This window comes from Sorangium sp. So ce295, from assembly GCF_051527405.1.
Classification (GTDB): Bacteria; Myxococcota_A; Polyangia; order Polyangiales; family Polyangiaceae; genus Sorangium; species Sorangium cellulosum_B.
Map to the genome: position 1 here is coordinate 4,685,033 of NZ_CP150324.1, position 17,976 is coordinate 4,703,008.

Annotated in this window: 9 protein-coding genes and 1 pseudogene; 2 read left to right on the forward strand and 8 right to left on the reverse strand. The window is 72.2% G+C overall.

Annotation, left to right across the window (positions count from 1 at the left end; all coding sequences use genetic code 11):
• The 7 genes and pseudogenes from WMF11_RS17715 to WMF11_RS17745 all read right to left on the reverse strand — a co-directional run.
• Entirely contained in the window at positions 1-1,023 is a 1,023-nt protein-coding gene (locus WMF11_RS17715; RefSeq protein WP_437909550.1) for a TauD/TfdA family dioxygenase, read from the reverse strand.
• Positions 1,024-1,026: 3 nt separating this feature from the next.
• Positions 1,027-1,584, reverse strand: a complete 558-nt coding sequence (locus WMF11_RS17720; protein ID WP_437909551.1) for an MbtH family protein — start codon at positions 1,582-1,584, stop codon at positions 1,027-1,029.
• Entirely contained in the window at positions 1,581-2,420 is an 840-nt protein-coding gene (locus tag WMF11_RS17725; RefSeq protein ID WP_437978271.1) for a class I SAM-dependent methyltransferase, read from the reverse strand. The genes WMF11_RS17720 and WMF11_RS17725 overlap by 4 nt, the downstream gene beginning before the upstream one ends.
• A 2-nt stretch (positions 2,421-2,422) precedes the next feature.
• A complete protein-coding gene (locus WMF11_RS17730) occupies positions 2,423-11,728 on the reverse strand; it encodes an amino acid adenylation domain-containing protein (protein ID WP_437978272.1) in 9,306 nt (3,101 codons plus the stop codon).
• Between the two features lie 8 nt (positions 11,729-11,736).
• A complete protein-coding gene (locus WMF11_RS17735) occupies positions 11,737-13,479 on the reverse strand; it encodes a CocE/NonD family hydrolase (protein ID WP_437978273.1) in 1,743 nt (580 codons plus the stop codon).
• Between the two features lie 47 nt (positions 13,480-13,526).
• Positions 13,527-13,721, reverse strand: a complete 195-nt coding sequence (locus WMF11_RS17740; protein WP_437909555.1) for a hypothetical protein — start codon at positions 13,719-13,721, stop codon at positions 13,527-13,529.
• Positions 13,718-14,053 (reverse strand): annotated as a pseudogene (locus WMF11_RS17745) (hypothetical protein); the annotation flags it as partial. The pseudogene WMF11_RS17745 and the gene WMF11_RS17740, both read right to left, overlap by 4 nt.
• Before the next feature lie 279 nt (positions 14,054-14,332).
• Between WMF11_RS17745 and WMF11_RS17750 the strand changes: the two are divergent.
• Together WMF11_RS17750 and WMF11_RS17755 are read left to right on the forward strand one after the other, a co-directional pair.
• Positions 14,333-14,692 carry a hypothetical protein gene (locus tag WMF11_RS17750; protein WP_437978274.1) on the forward strand — a complete coding sequence of 120 codons (360 nt, stop codon included), beginning with the start codon at positions 14,333-14,335 and terminating at the stop codon, positions 14,690-14,692.
• Positions 14,689-17,460 (forward strand): hypothetical protein, encoded by a 2,772-nt coding sequence (locus WMF11_RS17755; protein WP_437978275.1) that lies wholly within the window; start codon positions 14,689-14,691, stop codon positions 17,458-17,460. Before WMF11_RS17750 ends, WMF11_RS17755 begins: the two co-directional genes overlap by 4 nt.
• Before the next feature lie 227 nt (positions 17,461-17,687).
• Here the strand turns inward: WMF11_RS17755 and WMF11_RS17760 are convergent, their stop codons facing one another.
• Positions 17,688-17,924 carry a hypothetical protein gene (locus tag WMF11_RS17760; protein WP_437978276.1) on the reverse strand — a complete coding sequence of 79 codons (237 nt, stop codon included), beginning with the start codon at positions 17,922-17,924 and terminating at the stop codon, positions 17,688-17,690.
• Positions 17,925-17,976 lie beyond the last annotated feature (52 nt).

The following is a 17,976-nucleotide window of genomic DNA, read 5'->3' on the forward strand; positions in this document are numbered from 1 at the left end:
TCAGGCGGCGCCGGATCCGCTCGACGGCAACGCGACGTCGGCCCAGCGGCACGGCTGACCCATCGCCGTCCACACGACCCGCGGACCCCGGAACGGCGAGCGTCCGTGGGCGGTCAGGCTGTTGTCGAGCAGCAGCACGTCCCCCTCGCGCCACGGGAAGGCGCACGTCTCCGCCGCGTACGCCTCGCGCAGCGTGGCGAGCACGTCGGGCTCGAAGGGCTCGCCGTCGCCGTAATGGGTCTGGCTCGGCAGGCCGTCGGCGCCGCAGAGCTGCGCCAGGAACGCGCGGACCTCGGGCCGCAGCGTCGATGGGTGGAAGAAGGTGAGGTGGTTCATCCACGTCGCGTCGCCGCTTCGCGGGTGCCGGAGAGCCACGTCGCGCACCTGCCAGGTGCGCAGCCGGCCGCGATCGAGCCACTCGAGCCCGATGTCGTTGGCGCGGCAGTACGCCTCCACCTCGCCCCGGTGGGTGGTTTGAAAAGCCGTCTCCCACGAGACGCCGACGTTCTTGTGGTAGGTACGCACGTAGCGGTAGCGGCGGGTCAGCAGCGCGTCGCGCAGGGAGCGCGGGATCCGATCGAAGACGCGCCGGCAGCTCGCGATCGGCGTCTCCCCCCCGGCGGCGGCGCTCTTCACGCAGAAGAACGCGATCTTCTGCGGGAAGATCGCGTTGTACGACTGCTCGTTGTGGAGGAAGATGGCCTCCTCGGCGGGGTGCTCGGTGGAGGTGTACACCCGGTCCTCCACCTGCCGCCGGGGCGACGATCGCTCGACATACGGGAGCACGTTGCCCGCGACCGCGGTCATGAACGCCTGGAAGTCCGCCGCGCCGGCGAGGGCGAAGCCCCGGAAGAGCACCGCGCCGTAGCGCGTGAGCGCGGCCTCCACGGCGTCACGCCGGTGCATCGCCATCTCGGTGAGGCGTTCGCCTGGACGCGATGGCAGGACGAGCGCCGCGAGCTCTTGCTCAGGGAACAGGACGTCGGCGACCTGCAGATCCCCTCCGGCGCCGCTCTCCAGCACGGCTCAGCCCTCGTCGAGGCGCGAGAGGCGCCCCCGTCCTTCCAGGCTCATCGCGTCGACGTCCACCGTGCAGCGGACCCGCACCCCGTCGAGCGTCAACGCCCCCTCGAGGTGGGTCCGGGCGAGGCCGGAAGCCGGCGGCGTGGACGCCTCGCGCGCGAGGCGCACGCCGAGCTCCGTGGGCCCCTCCGTGCCCACGAACCGGATCCGCACGAACTCGCGCCGGAGCACGTCGTCGAGCGTCGCGCCCGAGGGCGGCAGCACCACCACCGGATGGTCCCCGCGGCACAGGCGGGTGACCAGATCCTCTCCCAGCAGGGCCGGATCGACATCCTCCACGGCAGGCAGCCCCGCACCTTGCGCTGCTTCCATGCGCTTGCGAAGGCTCAGCGGGCGCATGTCGGTCCACACCGCATCGATGTGGGCACAGCACTCGGCCCAGCTTCCCGTCTTGCCCGCCTCGCTCCACCCGAGCGGCAGGCTCCGGTCCGCGGGCCAGAGGGAGTATTGCTCCTCGTGGTTCTTCACCACGCGGAAGATGCCGTCTCGGTTCTCGCTCACGGCTGCTCTCGTTCGAGGATCCACACGCCGTAGGTCAGCTTGTCGATCAACAGGTTGAGGTTCCAGTAGTAATAGCCGAGGAGGCAGGCGTAGTTGCGCTCCCCGAGCCGGGCGATGGTGCGCGAGCGGGCGCGCAGCGCGCGCGCGAGGCGCATGGCATCGCGCCCGCTGTCCTCGCCGAGGGCCTCGTAGTAGGGGGACGTCTCGATGTTGGTGGTCCCGTACTCGACCACCCGGAGGCCCGCGCGTTTGAAGGCGGTCATCATGCGGTCCTCGGAGAGGGTGTCGACGTTCAGCCCGAGCGGCTCGGCGAACCGCGGGATCTCCCCGGGTTCCAGGTTCGGCGTGGCGAGCACGCTGTAGTTCATCATCCGCTTGCCGGGCCGCAGCACGCGGGCGCACTCGGCGGCGGATTGCTCGATATCGTCGATATGGTTGAAGACGTCGCGACACCAGATGAAATCGACCGACGCGTCCGGCAGCGGGATGGCCTCGGCCGCCCCGCGCAGCAGCGTGACGGAGTCCTGTACGCCTTCGTTGCGAAACCGCTCCGCGGCCAGGGTGATGTTCTGCTCCAGCGGGTCGACGGCGATCACGCGACAGCCCAGCTTCTTGACGAACTCGACGGTGAGCCGGCCCTTGCCGCAGCCCAGATCGAGCAGGGTGTCGCCCTTTCCGACCCCCTGGCGCTCCGGGATCTCCGGCAGGTACTCGCTGTAGGGCCGGCCCCCCGGGTCGGCGTCGAGCCACGCCGCGGCGTCGCCCTCCGCGATCTCCGCGAGGAAGGGCCACAGGAACTCGTAGAACTCGGTCACTCGCTGCGCTCGATCCGTCACGGTCAGGTCTCCTTCTGTGGAAGCGCCGACCCAGGCAGGGGAGCCGTCGCGGGCGCGGCGCGGTCCGCCGGTGAGAGCCCGGCGATCTCCTCGAGGGCACGCCGGAGGTGGTTCAACATTCGTTCTGCGAGGGCGGTGTCGAGCCGGCTCTGTTCGTACTGCAGCCGGAGACGCAGTCCCCGCGCGCCATGGTCGAGGCGCGCCAGGAGATCGTGCCCCGAGACCGTGGGACCGGGCTCGTCCCCGTCGATCTCCGCCGGCTCCACCGCAAGGCCCGTCAGGTCGAGGGGGAGCTCGCTCGTCTCCTGCGCGAGGAGCATCACCTGAGCCAGCGCGCTCCGATCGATCTCGCGCTCCGACTCGAGGACGCGGAGGGCCTCCTCGAAGGGGAGATCCAGGTGGTCGAAGGCGGAGAAGACGGCCTCGCGGGCAGCGCGGAGGGCCTCCAGGGGACCTCCGCCGGGCGGGAGGCGCAGCCGCAGGATGGTCACCGTGGCCAACAGCCCGACGACGCCCAGGAGCTCGGCGCGGTGGCGGTTGGCCACGAGCGTGCTGACGCGGAGGCTGGTCGCGCCGGTCTCGGCCAGGACCGCCCGGCCGAGCGCCGCCAGGCCCGCCGCGAACAGGGTGGCGCCTTCCCGCGAGAGGACCGCCTGCAGCCGCCGCGCGACGTCCTCGTCGAGGGAGGTCTCGACGCTCGTGAAGCGGAAGACGATGGATTGCTTCCTGTGGACGTTGCCGATCGGCAAGGGGGCGAGATCTCCCTCCAGCACGTCGCGCCAGTGCTGCATGTCGGCGGGCAGCCGCTCCGCCGTCAGGTGCTCGCGCTGCCAGCGCACGAAGTGGCCGTACTGCACCGCCGCCGCGGGCAGCTGGCCTTGGCCCCGACCGAGCTGCGCGTAGGTCGCGCCGAGCTCCCGGGCGAGCACGGCGAGCGACGCGCCGTCGCAGACGATGTGGTGAATCACGAGGACGGCGAGGAAGCTATCGGGACCGTCGTGGAGAAGCGCTGCGCGGAACAGGGGGCCTCGGTCGAAATCGAACGGACGGTCGCGCACCTCTCCCAGGATGCGCCGGGTCTCGTCGGGGATTCGCTCGGGGGGCAGCGCGCGGAGATCGAAGACCTCGAAGGCGCTGGGGACGGTCTCCAGGACCACCTGCGCGGGGCCTTGCTCCTCGTCGAAGGCGAACACGGTCCGAAGCGCGTCGTGACGCCGGGCGAGCGCGTCCACCGCACGGGCCAGCCGATCGGCATCGACAGGGCCGCGGCCGCGGAAGCCGAGGTGGATGTGGAAGATGTGATTGTTCGGAAAGAGCTGCTGGAAGAGCCAGATCTGCTGCTGCTGCAGGGCGAGCTGGAGCCGGGACGGCACGGGCTCGGTGCTCGGCCCGGGCAGGGCCGCGGCGCCCGCTCGCTGGTGGCGCAGGGCGTCGATGGCGGCCGCGACGCGGGCCACCGTGGGCGCGTCGAAGAGAAGGCGCAGGGGGATCTGGAGACCGAGCCGCTCGCCGAGCTGGGCCGTGATGCGCGCGGCGATGAGCGAGTGCCCGCCGTGATGGAAGAAGTCGTCGTGCCGCCCGACGGGACCTCCCAGCGCGGCGGCCCAGACGCCGGCCACCAGCGCTTCGGTTGGCGTCTCGGGCGAGCCGCCGGAGCCGCCCTTCCGGGGCGTGCGCGCCGACGCCGCCGCGAGGGCCGCCCGGTCCACCTTGCCCCGGGAGGTGAGCGGGAGCGCCGCGTGCCAGACGATCTCCGCGGGGACCTGAAAGGAAGGCCCACGGGCCCGCAGGAAGTCGATCAGCTCCGCCGCGTCGACGGGGCTCGCCCTGGGGACCAGGTGCGCGCAGAGCCACCGTTCCATGCCGGCGCCGCCGATGGCGAGGACCACCGCGTCGCGCACGCTCGGGTGCTGCTCCAGTCGCCGCTCGATCTCGAGGAGATCCACGCGGTAGCCCCGGATCTTCACCTGCTCGTCGGCGCGGCCGAGGAAGTCGAGGAGGCCGCTGCTCAGACGCCGCGCCCGGTCTCCGGTCGCGTAGAGACGCGCCCCCGGCGTGCGGGCGAAGGGATCGGGGACGAAGCGAGCGGCCGTCGCCCGCGCCTGCCCGAGGTAGCCCCGTGCCAGCCCTTCGCCGCCTATGTAGAGCTCGCCCGCGACGCCGGGCGCGACGGGCGCCATTGCGTCATCGAGGACGTGCAGGCGGGCCCCGCGAATCGGCCCGCCGATGGGCACGCGGCGCGCCGGGTCCACCCGGTCGAGGGTGAAGAGAGACGCGACGGTGGTCGCCTCGGTCGGGCCGTAGCCGTTGACGAAGCTGGTCCGCGGGCAGGCGCCGCAGGCGGCCGCGAACACGGCGGAGTCCGCCGCCTCGCCCCCGAAGAGCACCAAGCGAAGGCCGGCGAACGCCGCAGGATCGATCGTCGCGACGTGGTGGAGCAAGGCGGTGGTGAAGAGGCCGGCCGTGATCGCGCGCTCGGCGAGATGCCCGGCGAGGCGCTTCGGATGGGCGACGTCGTCGCGCTCGATGCCCACGAGCCGCCCTCCCGCGAGCAGGGTCGTCCAGACCTCCCACAGGAATGCATCGAACCGTGGGTCGGCGAGCTGCACGACGCCGTCCTGCGCGGTCAGCTCCAGGGGCTCCTGGCCCACCGCCATGCGCAGGAGGCCTCCGTGGGTGATGCCCACGGCCTTGGGCTGCCCCGTCGATCCCGAGGTGTACAGCACGGCGGTGAGCGTGGCCGGATCCGGCGCCTCCGCGGGGAGAGGCGAGGGCGCCGCGGGGATGCGGATGGATCCCACGTCGATCACCGTTAGCCCGGGAAGGACGGTAACCTCGGACGGGGCCAGGATCACGGACATGCCGACCTCCCGCACGATCTGAGCGATGCGCGTGGGCGGATCGGAGGGATGGAGCGGCACGAACGCGCCCCCCGCCTCGAGGACGCCGAGCAGCGACGCGACGAGCCACGCCGATCCTTCGAAGAGCAATCCGACCGGGGATTCGGCGCCCACGCCTGCGTCCTTGAGCCGCCGCGCGATGGCCGAGGCGGTCCGCGCGAGCCCTGCGTAGCTGAACGATCCGTCGGCGAACTCCAGCGCGAGCGCGTCGGGGCGCCGCGCCGCGATGGCGCGGAAGCGGCCCAGCAGCCCGGGGCCGGGCAAGGGCGGGGACACCGGGTTGTGGTCGTCGACGATCCGCCGCTGATCCTGCGGCGTGGTCAGCGCCAGGTTCGAGAGGGGCGTCTGCGGATCCTCCACGATCGCCCCGATCAAGGCCACCCATCCGTCGAGCAGGCCCTCGACCGCATCCGGATCGAGCGCCCTGCCGGCGTGCTCGAACGTCACCACGGGCTCGGCCGCGGTGACGTCGACGGTGACGAGCAGGTCCAGCTTGGGCGCCGCAGGATCGAGCTCCAGTGGGCTCATGGTCAGCCCCTGCAGGTGCAAGGGGGGCACGGGTCGCTCGTAGAACGCGAAGCCGACCTGCGCGAGCGGCGCCGCGGGACCGCTCCGCTCGGGGGCCACGGTGGCGACGATCGACTGGAAGGGGATCTCGCGGTGCGCCAGCGCGCCGAGGGTCGCGGCCCGCGCGCGCCACGCGACGTCGGCGAACGTCGCCGCTCCGCCGAGATCCACCCGGAGGGGCAGGAGGTTGACGAAGGGCCCGACCACCTCGTCGAGCTCGCTCTGCGCGCGCACGTCCACCGGGGTGACCACGACCAGATCGCTCTCGCTGCACGCCCGCTGCAGGAGGATCAGGTACACCGACAGGTAGGCCACGAAGGGCGTGACGCCGAGCGCCTTGGTCAGTCGCTTCACGGCGTGCCCCTGACCGGCGGCGAGCGCGCGAGCCCGCCGTCGCGCCGCGGGGGACGAGAGCGGCTCGGCGCCTGGAAACGCGAGCGGCGGCGCCGGGGTGGAGAACCGTTCTCTCCAGTAGCCGAGCTGCCGCGAGAGCACGTCGGGGAGCCGGGAGCGCTGCCACGCCGCGAACGCGGCGTACGAGACGCGCGGGGCGGGCAGCGCCGGCCGCCGGCCCTCCACGAAGGCCTGGTACAGGACCAGCGCCTCGCGGAGCAGCACCGACAGCGATCCCTCGTCGCAGGCGATGTGATGGATCGCGAGCACGACGAGGTGGCACGAAGGCGACATCTTCACGGTCAGAGCGCGCGCGGGGAGATCGCGATCCAGGTGAAAGGGCGCGCCGATCACCTCGTCGAGCAGCGCGTCCACGGGCTGTCGCTCCGGCGCGCGATCCGTCAGATCCTCGAAGCGATGCGGCATCGTCGCGCCCGGCTGCGCGACCTGCCACGGCTGGCCCTCGATCTCGGCGATCGTCGTCGCGAGGATGGGGTGGCGGATCAGCAGCTCGTCCAGCGATCGGCGGAGCGCGCCGACGTCGAGGTCGCCCGTGAGCCGGAGCCCCTCGGCGGTGTTGTAGGCCGCCGAGCCGGCGTCCACGCGCTGCGCGAGCCAGATCTGCTCCTGCACGAGGGAGAGGGGCGCTCGCTCCCTCGAGGCGAGATCGGGGATCGGCGCGCTGGATCCTCCGGCGCCTTCCATCAGCTCCGCGATGGCCTCGGCGACGTCGCCGAGGCGCGGCCGATCGAAGAGCGCCCCCAGCGGGAGCTCGACGCCGAACGCGTCGCGCACCTCGGCGGCAAGGCGCATGGCCAGCAGCGAATGGCCGCCCGCGGAGAAGAAGCCGTCCTCGACCGAGAGCCCCTCGACGCCGAGGAGGCGCGACCAGATGGCCGCGAGGGCTTGCGCCACCGGCGATCGGGGCGCGGCGCCCGGGTGCGCTCCGGCGCCGGCGGCGGGCTGCGGGAGCGCCGCTCGATGGATCTTGCCGCTCATCAGCGTGGGCAGTCGATCCAGGAAGACCCACGCGGACGGGATCATCACGCTCGGGAGGAGCCTCGATAACCCCTCGGCGAGCGACGCCGGATCGAGCCGGGGATCGCCCACCACGTAACCGACGAGACGAGGGCCGGCGGGTCCGGGCTGGAGGGCCACCGCGGCCTGCTTCACGCCCGGCAAACCACCCAGCGCCACCTCGATCTCGGCGGGCTCGATGCGCACGCCGCCGAGCTTGATCTGGTCGTCGATCCTCCCCAGAAACTCCAGGGTTCCATCCGCGCGCTGTCGCACCCGATCCCGGGTGCGGTACAGGCGTTTGCCGCCGGCGCAGCAGGGGTCGGGCACGAAGCTCTCGGCCGTCAAGCCCGGACGGCGATGGTATCCGTGGGCGAGGGCCACCCCGCCGATGAACAGCTCGGCGGGCACCCCCGCGGGCGCCGGGAGCCCGGCCTCGTCGAACAGGTGCAAGTGAACGCCCGCGATGGGCGATCCCATCGGGATCTTGCCCTCCCAGGGGCCGGCCGGATCGCGCCACGCGGTGACGTCCACGGCTGTCTCGCTGGGGCCGTAGAGGTGGTGCAGCGTCGCCCCGGAGAGGCGATCGTGGAACCGGCTCCGCGTCTCGGCGGGCAGCGCTTCTCCGCCGCAGAGAACGTGCGATAGCCGGCAGGCCGCGGCGCCGGGCTCGTCGAGGAAGGGCCCGAGCAGCGACGGGACGAAGTGCGCGATCGTCACGCCCTGCTCGTGGATCAGGCGCGCGAGAGCGGCCATGTCCCGGTGGGCGCCTCGCGGCGCCACGACGATGGTCGCGCCTGCAGCGAGGGGCAGGAAGATCTCCCACACGCCCACGTCGAAGCCCCCGGGGGCCTTGCGGAGCACCCGGTCGGTGCGCTGGACGTCGAGGCGCTGCGCGAGCCAGGCCACCAGGTTCGCGGTGGCCGCGTGGGTGTTGATGGAGGCCTTCGGTGTGCCGGTGGAGCCCGACGTGTACACCCCGTAGGCCGCCGCGGCAGGATCGACCCGCAGGGCCAGAGGAGCCGGAGAGCGCGCGGCGATGGCGGGCGCGTCGGCGTCGAGGGCCAGCACGACCTCGTCTCCACGGAGAAGGGGGGTTATGCCTTGCCAGGTGATCACTGCGGCGGGCGCCGCGTCGGCCAGGAGCACGCGGAGGCGATCGGGAGGCGTCTCGGGATCGAGGAGCAGGAAGGCCCCGCCGGCCTTCAGCGCAGCCAGCGCGGCGACCACCTCGTCGATGCCACGATCGAGCAGCACGGCGACCGTTACGCCGGGCCTCACCCCGCGCGCCAGGAGCTCGCGCGCGAGCCGGTTCGCGCGGGCGTTCAGCTCTCGGTAGCTGATCTGCTCCTCGCCCGCGACGACCGCGATCGCGGCGGGGAGCGCGGCGGCGCGCTGCTCCACCTGCTGGTGCACCGGCGGGCCGTCGCGAAGGGGAGGGCCGCCGTCGAGGAACCCCACCGGCCCGGGGGAATGGCGCTCTCTCGCTGCGCCGTCGAGCACGGCCGCGAGCTCGGCCAGGGTGCTGTCGGGATTTCGTGCCGCTTCGGCGAGGAGCGCGCCGAGCTGCGCATTCCATCGCTGGATGGTCGAGGGCGAGAAGAGATCGGTGTTGAAGGTCCAGTCGAAGGTCAGGCTGGTGTCGTCGGCGTTGAGGCTCAGCTCGTGCTTGGCGAACCCGGTCCCCACGGTGTCCACCTCGACGGTCAGCCCCGGAAGGGAGATGGGCGGCGCCGGCCGATCGACGTTGAACGTGGCCGCGACGAGCGGGGTGCGCCCGGGCTCGTGACGCGCGCCGATCTTCGTGCTCAGGGAAGGCAGCGACACGTCCTGGTGATCGCGCGCGGCGAGGACGCGGCGGCTCGTGGCCACCAGGTGATCGGAGAACCGCTGCGCCGGCTCGACGCCGCTGCGGAGCGGCAGGAGGCGGACGAAGTACCCGACGCGCGGCGCGCCGCCCGCGGCGCGCGGCGCGGCGTGGATGCCGACGATCAGATCCGGCTGGCCGGTCAGGTGGTGGAGAAGCGCGGTGTACGCGGCGAGCAAAGCGACGAAGGTGGTGGTGCCGTGAGCCGCGGCGAGCGCGCGCACGTCGGCCGGATGAGGCCGCGAGAGCCGGCAGCGCGTGACCGCGCCGGCGAACGTCCGCCGAGGCGGCCTCGGCCGGTCCAGCGGGAGCGCGAGCGGAGGCGGCGGATCGTGGAGCTCGCCGACCCAGAATCGCTCGTCGAGGTCGGACGCCTCTGGCGCCGGCGCCGCGGCAGGCGCTTCGAGCAGCGACGGCGCGCCGGAGGCCGCGGCGGTGTACTCCCGGGTCAGCTCCCCGAGCAGGACGCTCATGGACGATCCGTCGGTGATCAGGTGGTGCAGCGCGATCACGAGGACGAAGTCGTCGTCGCGAAGCTGGATCAGCTCGGTTCGAAAGAGCGGACCTCGCTCCAGATCGAAGGGCGCGGCGGCCCGGCGCCGGATGGCCTCGGCGAGGGCTTCTCCCTCGGCGCCGGAGAGGACGTGGATCGGGAGATAGGCGTCGATGGCCGGGTGGATGATCTGGGCCTCGCCGTCCGCGCGGAAGGTGGTGCGGAGGGCCTCGTGCCGCGCGATGAGCCGGGACAGCGCTGCGCGCAGCGCGGGGATGTCGAGGCGGCCGCGCAGGCGCAGGGCGCCGCACTCGTTGTGCGCCATCGAGGCCTCGGGGCCGAGCTGCGCGAGGATCCAGAGCTGGCGCTGCCGGGCGTCGAGCGGCCGCTCCACGATCGCCTCGCGCGGCAGAGCGCCGCTGCCGGCCAGCGCCTTCACCGCCCCTTCCACCGCAGACACGACGGTATCGAGATCGCCGTCCTCGTGCGCCGTGGACAGGAACCACGGCAGGTGCGCCGGCGCGTACACGCCACGCTCCAGGAGGAGCTGCGAGAGCGCGTCCTCGAGCCCCGGCGGACAATCCAACCAGAGGACCGAGGAGAACCCGTACCCTTGCAGGCCCGATCGGCTCGCGGCCAGCACCGCCCGCAAGCGCCCGAGGAGCGCCGCCGCCCGGGCGTCGAGGCGGTGTCGAAGCTCCGGCCCCTCGGCGATCAGGCGATCGATCACGGCGGACGCCGCGGCCATCGAGCAGGGGTGCTTGTAGAAGGTGCCTCCGAAGAAGGTCTGCTCCACCTGCGGTGAGGAGGCATCGTCGAAGGCCCAGGGGCCTCCGTCGATCGTATCCAGGAACCGCGCGCGGCCGCCCACGACGCCGAGGGGCATCCCGCCTCCCAGCAGCGACCCGTACACGACCATGTCGGCCCGGACGTCGAAGAGCGCCTGAGCGCCTCCTGGATGGCAGCGGAAGCCGGTGGTCGTCTCGTCGAAGATCAACGCGATGCGCGCCTCCTCGGTTGCTCTGCGGAGGTCGCGCAAGAACCCGGGCTGGGGCCCCCTCGAACCACGGGGCTGGACGGGCTCGACCAGCACTGCGCCGATCCTGTCGCTGAGCCGACGAATCGCCTCCACGGAGGCGGGCGCGCCGTGGTCGAGCACCGCCACGTCGGCGACCATGCTCCGGGGCACTCCGGGGGACAGCGGCGTCCCCCAGGGAGAATCGGCGGCCCGTCGTGCCAGGGTGCCGTCGAAGTGCCCGTGGTGCGATCCCGCGAACACCGCGATGCCAGGGCGGCGTGTCACCGTGCGCGCGAGCCGCAGCGCGCTCATGACAGCCTCCGTCACCGAGATGCAGAAGGCCACCCGCTCGACCCCCGTCAGCGCGCGGAGGCGCTCGGCGACGTCGTTTGTCGTGGGGTGCTCTGGCCCGAGGAACGCTCCGTCGTCGAGCGCGCGCCGGACGGCCGCGGTGAGGAACGGCGGCGCGTGCCCGAACAGGCAGGCGCCCGACGCCATGCTCAGATCGACATAGACGTTCCCGTCGGCGTCGCGGATCTTGCCGCCTCCCGCGGGCCCGGTGAGGACGGGCCAGGCCCATCGCCGTCCATCCGGCGTGCGGCCCGCGATGCGCGGATCGGCGAGCCGTCCGAGCGATCCATCGAGCAACCGCTGTGACGTCGCTGTGCGCGCGACGTGGCGCGCCCCGATGTCCCGGATCGCCGCGAGCTGGGCCGCCGTCAGCGCGGCCGGAGGCGCGGGCGCCGGATCACCGGCGGAGGCCGGCACCGGCGGAGGCGCCGCGGGCGTCGCTCGCTGCTCGGCCTCCAGGCTCTCGACGTGGTCCACCAGGCGCCGCAGCGTCGAGAGATCCTCCATGAGCCGCCGGAAGGGGACGCTCCGGCCGAGGCGTGCTTCCAGGGCCTCGCTCAGGGTCATCATGCCGAGCGAGTCCAGGCCCAGCTCGGTGAACGACGCATCGGGATCGACGCGCTCCGGGGGCACCCCGGCCTCGCGCGCGATGACGTCCAGCACCTCGGCCGCTGCGGTGGTAGGGCGTTCGTCCTCGCGCACGAGCCTCCCTAGAACGCGGCAGATGGACCCACGACGGGCAGGATCAACCTCGATGGACAGCCCGGCTCGTGGTGGATCCGGAGCCGTGCTCCGCCGGGCGGCACCACGGTGAGCGCGTTGTCGCGATCGGCCCCCGTGACCGCGAGCCGGAGCCGGCTCCCTGGAGCGATCCTCCGGGAGATCGGGTGCATGTCGAACACCAGCTCGACCGGGTGATCGGGCAGGGGCGAGAGATCCTCTTCGTAGCTCCGGTGGTAAGGCAAGCCCAAGTGCTCGAGGGGAGGCGTGTGGAGCGCGCGATGGGAAGCGCGCAGCACACCCTCGGTGACGTAGAGCGACCGGCCGTCCTCAGCGACCTCTTCGAGGTAGGCGAAGACGTCCACGTCGGGAGCCGTCGAGCTCACCCAAAGGCGCACGATGGGATGCCCGGTCAGCTCCAGAGCGGCCGTCAACGGCGCCGTCGTGTACGTCAAGGCCCGCTCGTCGTTGGAGGCGAGGTCCGGATAAGCAAAGGGCCCTCCGGCGGTGTTGGCCCAGCGGGTCGCGGTGCCGGTGGTCGTCGTCGGATCCACGTCGTAGTCGTCGGCGCCTTCTCCGGAGTCGGCTGCCTGCAACGTCAAGCGGCCATCGTTGATCGACCGGCAGCTCCCGGAGCGCCCGATTCGAAGGTGGAAGGGCGTGGCCACCATCTCCTCTGGCGGCCACACCTCGGTGCAGCGCCAGCGCTCACCAGGGTCGGCCCCGACGGTGTAGTAATAGATGGGCGGCTCCTCCCCCGAGGGCTCGACGCCCGCGAGCCATCGGTCGTACCAGGCCGCGTGCTGCTCCAGAAGGTCGAACCCCGCGCTCCCCGTGTGCGCCCAGGGGCCGATGACCAGGCGCCGCGGCCCGGGGCTGTTGTGATACCAGAGCAGCGCGTCGCGAACGAACGCGTCGTTCCAGCCTGCCAGCAGGAACACCGGCGTCGCGGGCCGCCGGTCGGCCGCCCAGAACGAGGGGCTGCGCTCCAGGAACAGGCGCGCTCCGGTGACCGGGTCCCGCGAGTCCCGGCAGCGCAGCGGAGCGAAGAGATCGTGGCTGTCCAGGTTGGCCGCGTGCTCCGCGCGCGCCGCCTCGAGCAGCGCCCCCTCCGGATCGGTTTGCACCGGCGAGACCGAAGCCCCCCGATCTCGCAGCGTCACGTCATCGGTCCACTGGCGTCCGAAGACGTGCCGGAAGACGCCGCCCGGCCGCACCAGATCGTACAGATCGAACAGGGGCATCTCGGGGAAGATGGCGCCGAGCGCCGGGGCCTCCGTGGCCGCGAAATACTGGCTGGTACCCATGTACGACCGGCCGAACATCCCCACCGCGCCGGAGGACCACGGGCGGGATGCGAGCCAAGCGGTCACCTCCGCGGCGTCGCGTGCCTCCTCGGGCGCGAAGGGCCCGCGGCGGCTTCCGCACGACGCTCCGGTTCCCCGCGCGTCGACCAGGACGACGCCGTACCCGCGGCGAACCAGGCCCACGAGCCAGGGATCCAGGGAGATCTCGCCGACGGCGATCTCCGCCGAGGCGAGCTCCCGCAGCCACTGGTGGGCGGCCGCCCATTGCCGCAGCTGATCCGTGCTGGGATGCCCTGCGTGATAGCGATTGTGCATCCAGACGACCGGCGACGATCGCCCGGTGGCGAGGCGAAAGACGTACACCGCGAGCCGCGTGCCGTCGCGCATGGGCAGGTACGACGAGCTGGCAACGATGTCTTCGGTCATCGGTCGCCCGTGCAGTGCGTGGCTCGTGACTGCGCGCGATCTCCCGGTCAGCCGCCGATCTTCTTGGTTCCCTTGATGGTTCCCTTGAAGTGGGGAACGAACTTGTCGATGCGCGCCTTGAGGAGCTTCTGGATCTCCGGGTTCGAGGCGATCTCGGCGGTGAGCACGGCCTCGAGCTTGTCGACGTCGTCCGCGGTCAGGGTCGAGTAGATCTTCGGATCGAGAAGTTGGCTCAGGATCATGGTCTTGTCTCTCCTCCAGTGCCCGCGCCGATGGTTCCGTCAAAGCCGACCAGAGTCAACGGCAAACCGTCGAGGCGATCGACGTGTGGCCGAGGTGCCGGGGTTCCGCGGTGGAGGCCGCGAACGTCGCGGACCATGACGTCGCCGAGCTCCATGGCGATCGGCTCGAGCGCGACCTCGCCCTGCGCGAGGCGCCGCATCCCCTCGGCCTTGGAGAGCATGTGCGCGCCACGTGCGATCTCGATCGGGCCGTTCTCGGCGGTGACGTCGACCAGGGGGAAGTTGACGGCGAGCTGGAACGCGGGCGTCTCTTTCCCGGTCTCGGGAAAGAGCGGCGGCGCATCGCGGTGGACCTCCTGCGCGGCTCCGCGAAGGGGGCGTTGAACGGGAGCGTCACGTAATAGCGACCCGGCCCCCGGTTCTTGAGGTGCCCCTCACGCGCGATGTGGGCGTCGAGGAGCGGCGCGAAGGCCTCACGCCACGAGCGCAGCAGGCTCTTCGGAATGAGGTTCTTTATCAGGCAGAACCCATCCCGCTGCGCTGCGCGGGCAAGCTCATCCATCTCGGCGCTCGTGTGGCGGGCGTGGTTCATAGCTCGCGCCAAGCTTTGAGTGGCTGATGCATTGGACAACCTGGCGAAGGACATCCGGCAGGACCGCAAGAAGAACGGTAAGACATTGAAAGACCCCGCGGCCGAAGACATCGAGATCAGGAAGGAGCTGCAGAAACAGGTGAAGGAGGGCAAGATGACGACGACGGACAAGCGCGGTAAGCTCATGGATCTATGCAAATTCTGCGCGCAGGTCCTGCGTGAGCTCGGCCTTCACCCGGCGAACAACGGCGGTACTGGCAAGAAGAACGGTGTCATCGGCGCGGATGGCAAGGCGTGGAACGGCAATGTCTGGCTAGCGGGACACCCCACGTCGTTCAGGACCGCTCCCTCGAGCACGCCGCCCTTCGCAGGCACATGAGCCCTCCTTCGCGAGCACCGGATGCGCTGGCCGCGGGCCCTGCGGCGGCGGAGCGCGGCGTCCTCGCCTTCTGGCGCGAGGTCGAGCGCTGCCGCAGCGCCCCGTTCGGCGGTAGAGCGCGCGCTGGCGCCGTGGCGGGCCTCGAAGCGTGGCTGGAGCATGGCGGCGCGCGCGTGGCGCTGCTCGGGCCGAGCGGGCGCGGCAAGTCGATGCTGCTGGGCGCGTGGGCGCTGGAGCTGGCCCGCGCGGGCCGGCACGAGGTAGCGTTCGTCCCCGTGAGCCGTCGGTTCGGTACGGCGCTGGAGTCCACGGCGCTGAACCTCCTTTACGCGCGCGTGGCTCTGTTCCTCAGGTCGCGGTGGCGCCCCGGCGAACGGCCGCACGGGGTCGAGGAGATGCGGCGCCTCCTCGCGAGCATGCTCGAGGATGGCCGCCTGCCCGGAAGCAGGTCGCTCGTCGTGATCCTCGACGGGTTCGACGAGGGCGTGTCCTGGACCCTCGATGCAGCGCAGCGATTCCTGCGAGACCTCGGCCCCGGCGTCCGCGCCGTGCTGTCGGCGTGCTCGATCGAGGCGCTGGGAGGGCTCCGGGAGGGGACGGAGGTGGTCGCGCTGCCGCCGATCGCGGTCGACGACGTCGCGGAGGCGATCGGGCGGAGGTTCGGCGAGCTGCCGGCCAGCGTGAAGGACGAGCTCGCACGGGTGAGCGGCGGGGAGCCGTTCCTCGTCGAGGCGCTCGTCGAGGCGTTTGCGCAGGAGCCTGCGGCTGTGGCGCCGGCGCTCGCGAGCGTTCCCGCCGGAGCTCCGGGCGTCCTGGATCTCTGCGCCGGCGGCACGATCCGCCCCATATTGCCATGGCTTGCAGGCGCGCTCGCGCCGATCGAGGGGGAGGAGCTCTTCGCGATCTCGACGGTGAACGGCGGCGCCTGGAACGAGCTGAGCGGACCGCTAGTCGCCGTCGGAGAGTCGGGCCTCGCGCTCCGTCACCCGGCCTGGGCGGAGGCCATCGAAGGGCGGCTCGCGCCGCACGAGCGCGCGGTGGTCGATCGCCGGTTCGCCGACCACGGGAAGCGCGCGTTCGCCTCGGGCACGGTCTCTGACTATGTATGCCGGAACTGGCGCGCTCACCTGGAGCGGGTCGGCGCGAGCCTCGCAGAGCGGATCGAGCTGGTCTCGAGGGCGTGGCTCGACGTGTGGAGGACGCGCCCGGATGGCTCGTCCGGGTTCATCGCCGACGTGGACGCGACGGCGGCGTGCGCGGCGAGCCTTCTGGTCGATGCCGTGGCCGGAGGCGATGTCCTGGCGGCGCTGGCCGCGCGGATCCGCTGCCTGCTCGTCACGAGCTCGGTGCGGACGATCCTTGGCTTCGAGGAGACGCGGCGTGTGCTGGCTGCGCAGGCCGCGCAGGAGGACGAGGAGGAAGAGGGAGGGGCCCAGGGAGGCGAGGGCTCCGCCGGACCCCACATCGAGATGCCGCGTGTGGGCGAGGACATCCTCGAGGCTGGACGGCCGATCGCCGACGCCGCGGAGCGCGCCGGTGCCCTGATCCGGCTGGCGAACGAGCTGCCCGACGCCGAGCGCGCCGTCGTGCTCGGCTGGGCGCTCGAGGCCGCTAGCGAGGAGCACGCCGGCGGGGGCGCGCTCGCCGCCGTGGCGCGCGCCCTCGACGGGCAGGCGCGCGTGACGGCCGCGCGCGAGGCAGCGGCGCGGCTCGCTCGCGAGCGGACCAGGGAGAGCCGGCTCGGGCGCGTGTCCCTGGCGGCGCTGCTGCCCGAGGACGAGGCGCGCGACCTCGGTCGCGAGGCGTTCGCCGAGGTCCCGGCCGACGCGAGGAGCGACGAGCTGCCGCGGCTCTCGGAGGCCGCCGCGCGATGGTCTCCCGCGGCGGTGCGCGGGCTCTGGGCATGGTCCGAGGCGCTGCCCCCCTCGGAGCGGCACCTGGTCCTCGCGCGCCTCGCGTCGGGCCTGCCCGCGGAGGAGCGGGAAGCGGGCGCGTCGGAGGCGCTGGGGCTCGCGCTGTCGCTGCTCGCGGGCGACGCGCTTCCGCCGGACGCGTGCTGGAGCATCTGCGCGCTCGCGCCGCACGCACCTGCCAGCGCCGCGTCGGCGCTGGTCCAGGCGTGCGCGGCTGCGGCCGGCTTCCACCTCCCGGTGGTGATGGCCGTCGCCGCGCGCCTCTGCGATCTGGGGCGCGTGCAGGATGCGCTCGCGCTGGTGGACTCGCTGCCCCAGCCGTCGGACCGGATCGAGGTGCGATCCGCGCTGCTCGCGCACCTGCCCGCCGCGGTCCGCGAGGCCGCCTGGGCCCAGCTGTCGGGCGATCTGCGGGCGAGCGACGGCGCGCGCCTGCTCTTCGCGCGGAACGCCGCTGCGTGGACCCGGGCTCTCGGGGCCGATGCTGTCCTCGACCTGTCACGCGAGATCAGCGCCAACTGGCCAGCCCTGGTCGCGATCGCCGGCGCCTCGCCGGACCACGCGCCGGCGATTGCGCGCGATCTGGTCGAGCGCGCTCTGGAGCAGCCGAGCGACGCGGACGAGGCGCTCTTCGCGCTGATCCCGCTGGCCGCCTGGATGACCGAACCGCACGCACGCCGCCTCTGCCAGAGACTCCTGAACGAGCTCGGCTGGAAGCCGCGGCCCGATCTCCTCGACGACTGGACGAAGGACGACCTCGGGCACCTGGCGCCGTTGTTCGCCCGCATCGCTGGACCGCAGGGCGTCGTCGCGGTGGCCCGGGAGATCGTCGATGTCGCGCGGTGGCTTCCCTGAGCGTCCGCGGAGTGTTGACTCTCAAGCTGGCTGATGCCTCGCCGAACAGGCCCCTTGATGGGGCCATCGCGGGCGTGCTCGGTTGGCGTCGAAGAAGGGTGATGGCCATCCCTAAGGCGTGCGCCGCTGGCGGCCTCGTGATGGCCATCATCGGTGGACCGCCGACTCCGGCGCGACGCGGAGCTCCTGTGCCGGCGCCGAGAACGCACCCGTCATCGCGGTCGGCGTCAGCTGTTGTCCGTCCCCAGGTCGCCGACAACGTGGTCCATCAGCTCGCGCTCGACGAGCTTCTTCTTGCGCCGCGCCGCGGCGACGTGGAACGCATCGATCCCATAGTCATTAAAGGCGACTTGCGCTGCCGCGGCTGGCTCGGGGAGGCCGAATTCATTGCAGAGATAGTGCAGCGCGAAGTACTCTTGCCCCGTAGTTCGGCTTGAGGCACTTGTGGCTGGCTTGAAGCGCATCTTCTGTGATCCTCATGCATCACTCCACCAGTGAGCCTCGGTTCAAGCTCCG

Excerpts from the sequence above, each read along its gene's own strand:
- WMF11_RS17760 (WP_437978276.1), bottom strand. The coding sequence starts at position 17,924 with ATGCGCTTCAAGCCAGCCACAAGTGCCTCAAGCCGAACTACGGGGCAA.
- WMF11_RS17755 (WP_437978275.1), top strand. The coding sequence starts at position 14,689 with ATGAGCCCTCCTTCGCGAGCACCGGATGCGCTGGCCGCGGGCCCTGCG.
- WMF11_RS17735 (WP_437978273.1), bottom strand. The coding sequence starts at position 13,479 with ATGACCGAAGACATCGTTGCCAGCTCGTCGTACCTGCCCATGCGCGAC.
- WMF11_RS17740 (WP_437909555.1), bottom strand. The coding sequence starts at position 13,721 with ATGATCCTGAGCCAACTTCTCGATCCGAAGATCTACTCGACCCTGACC.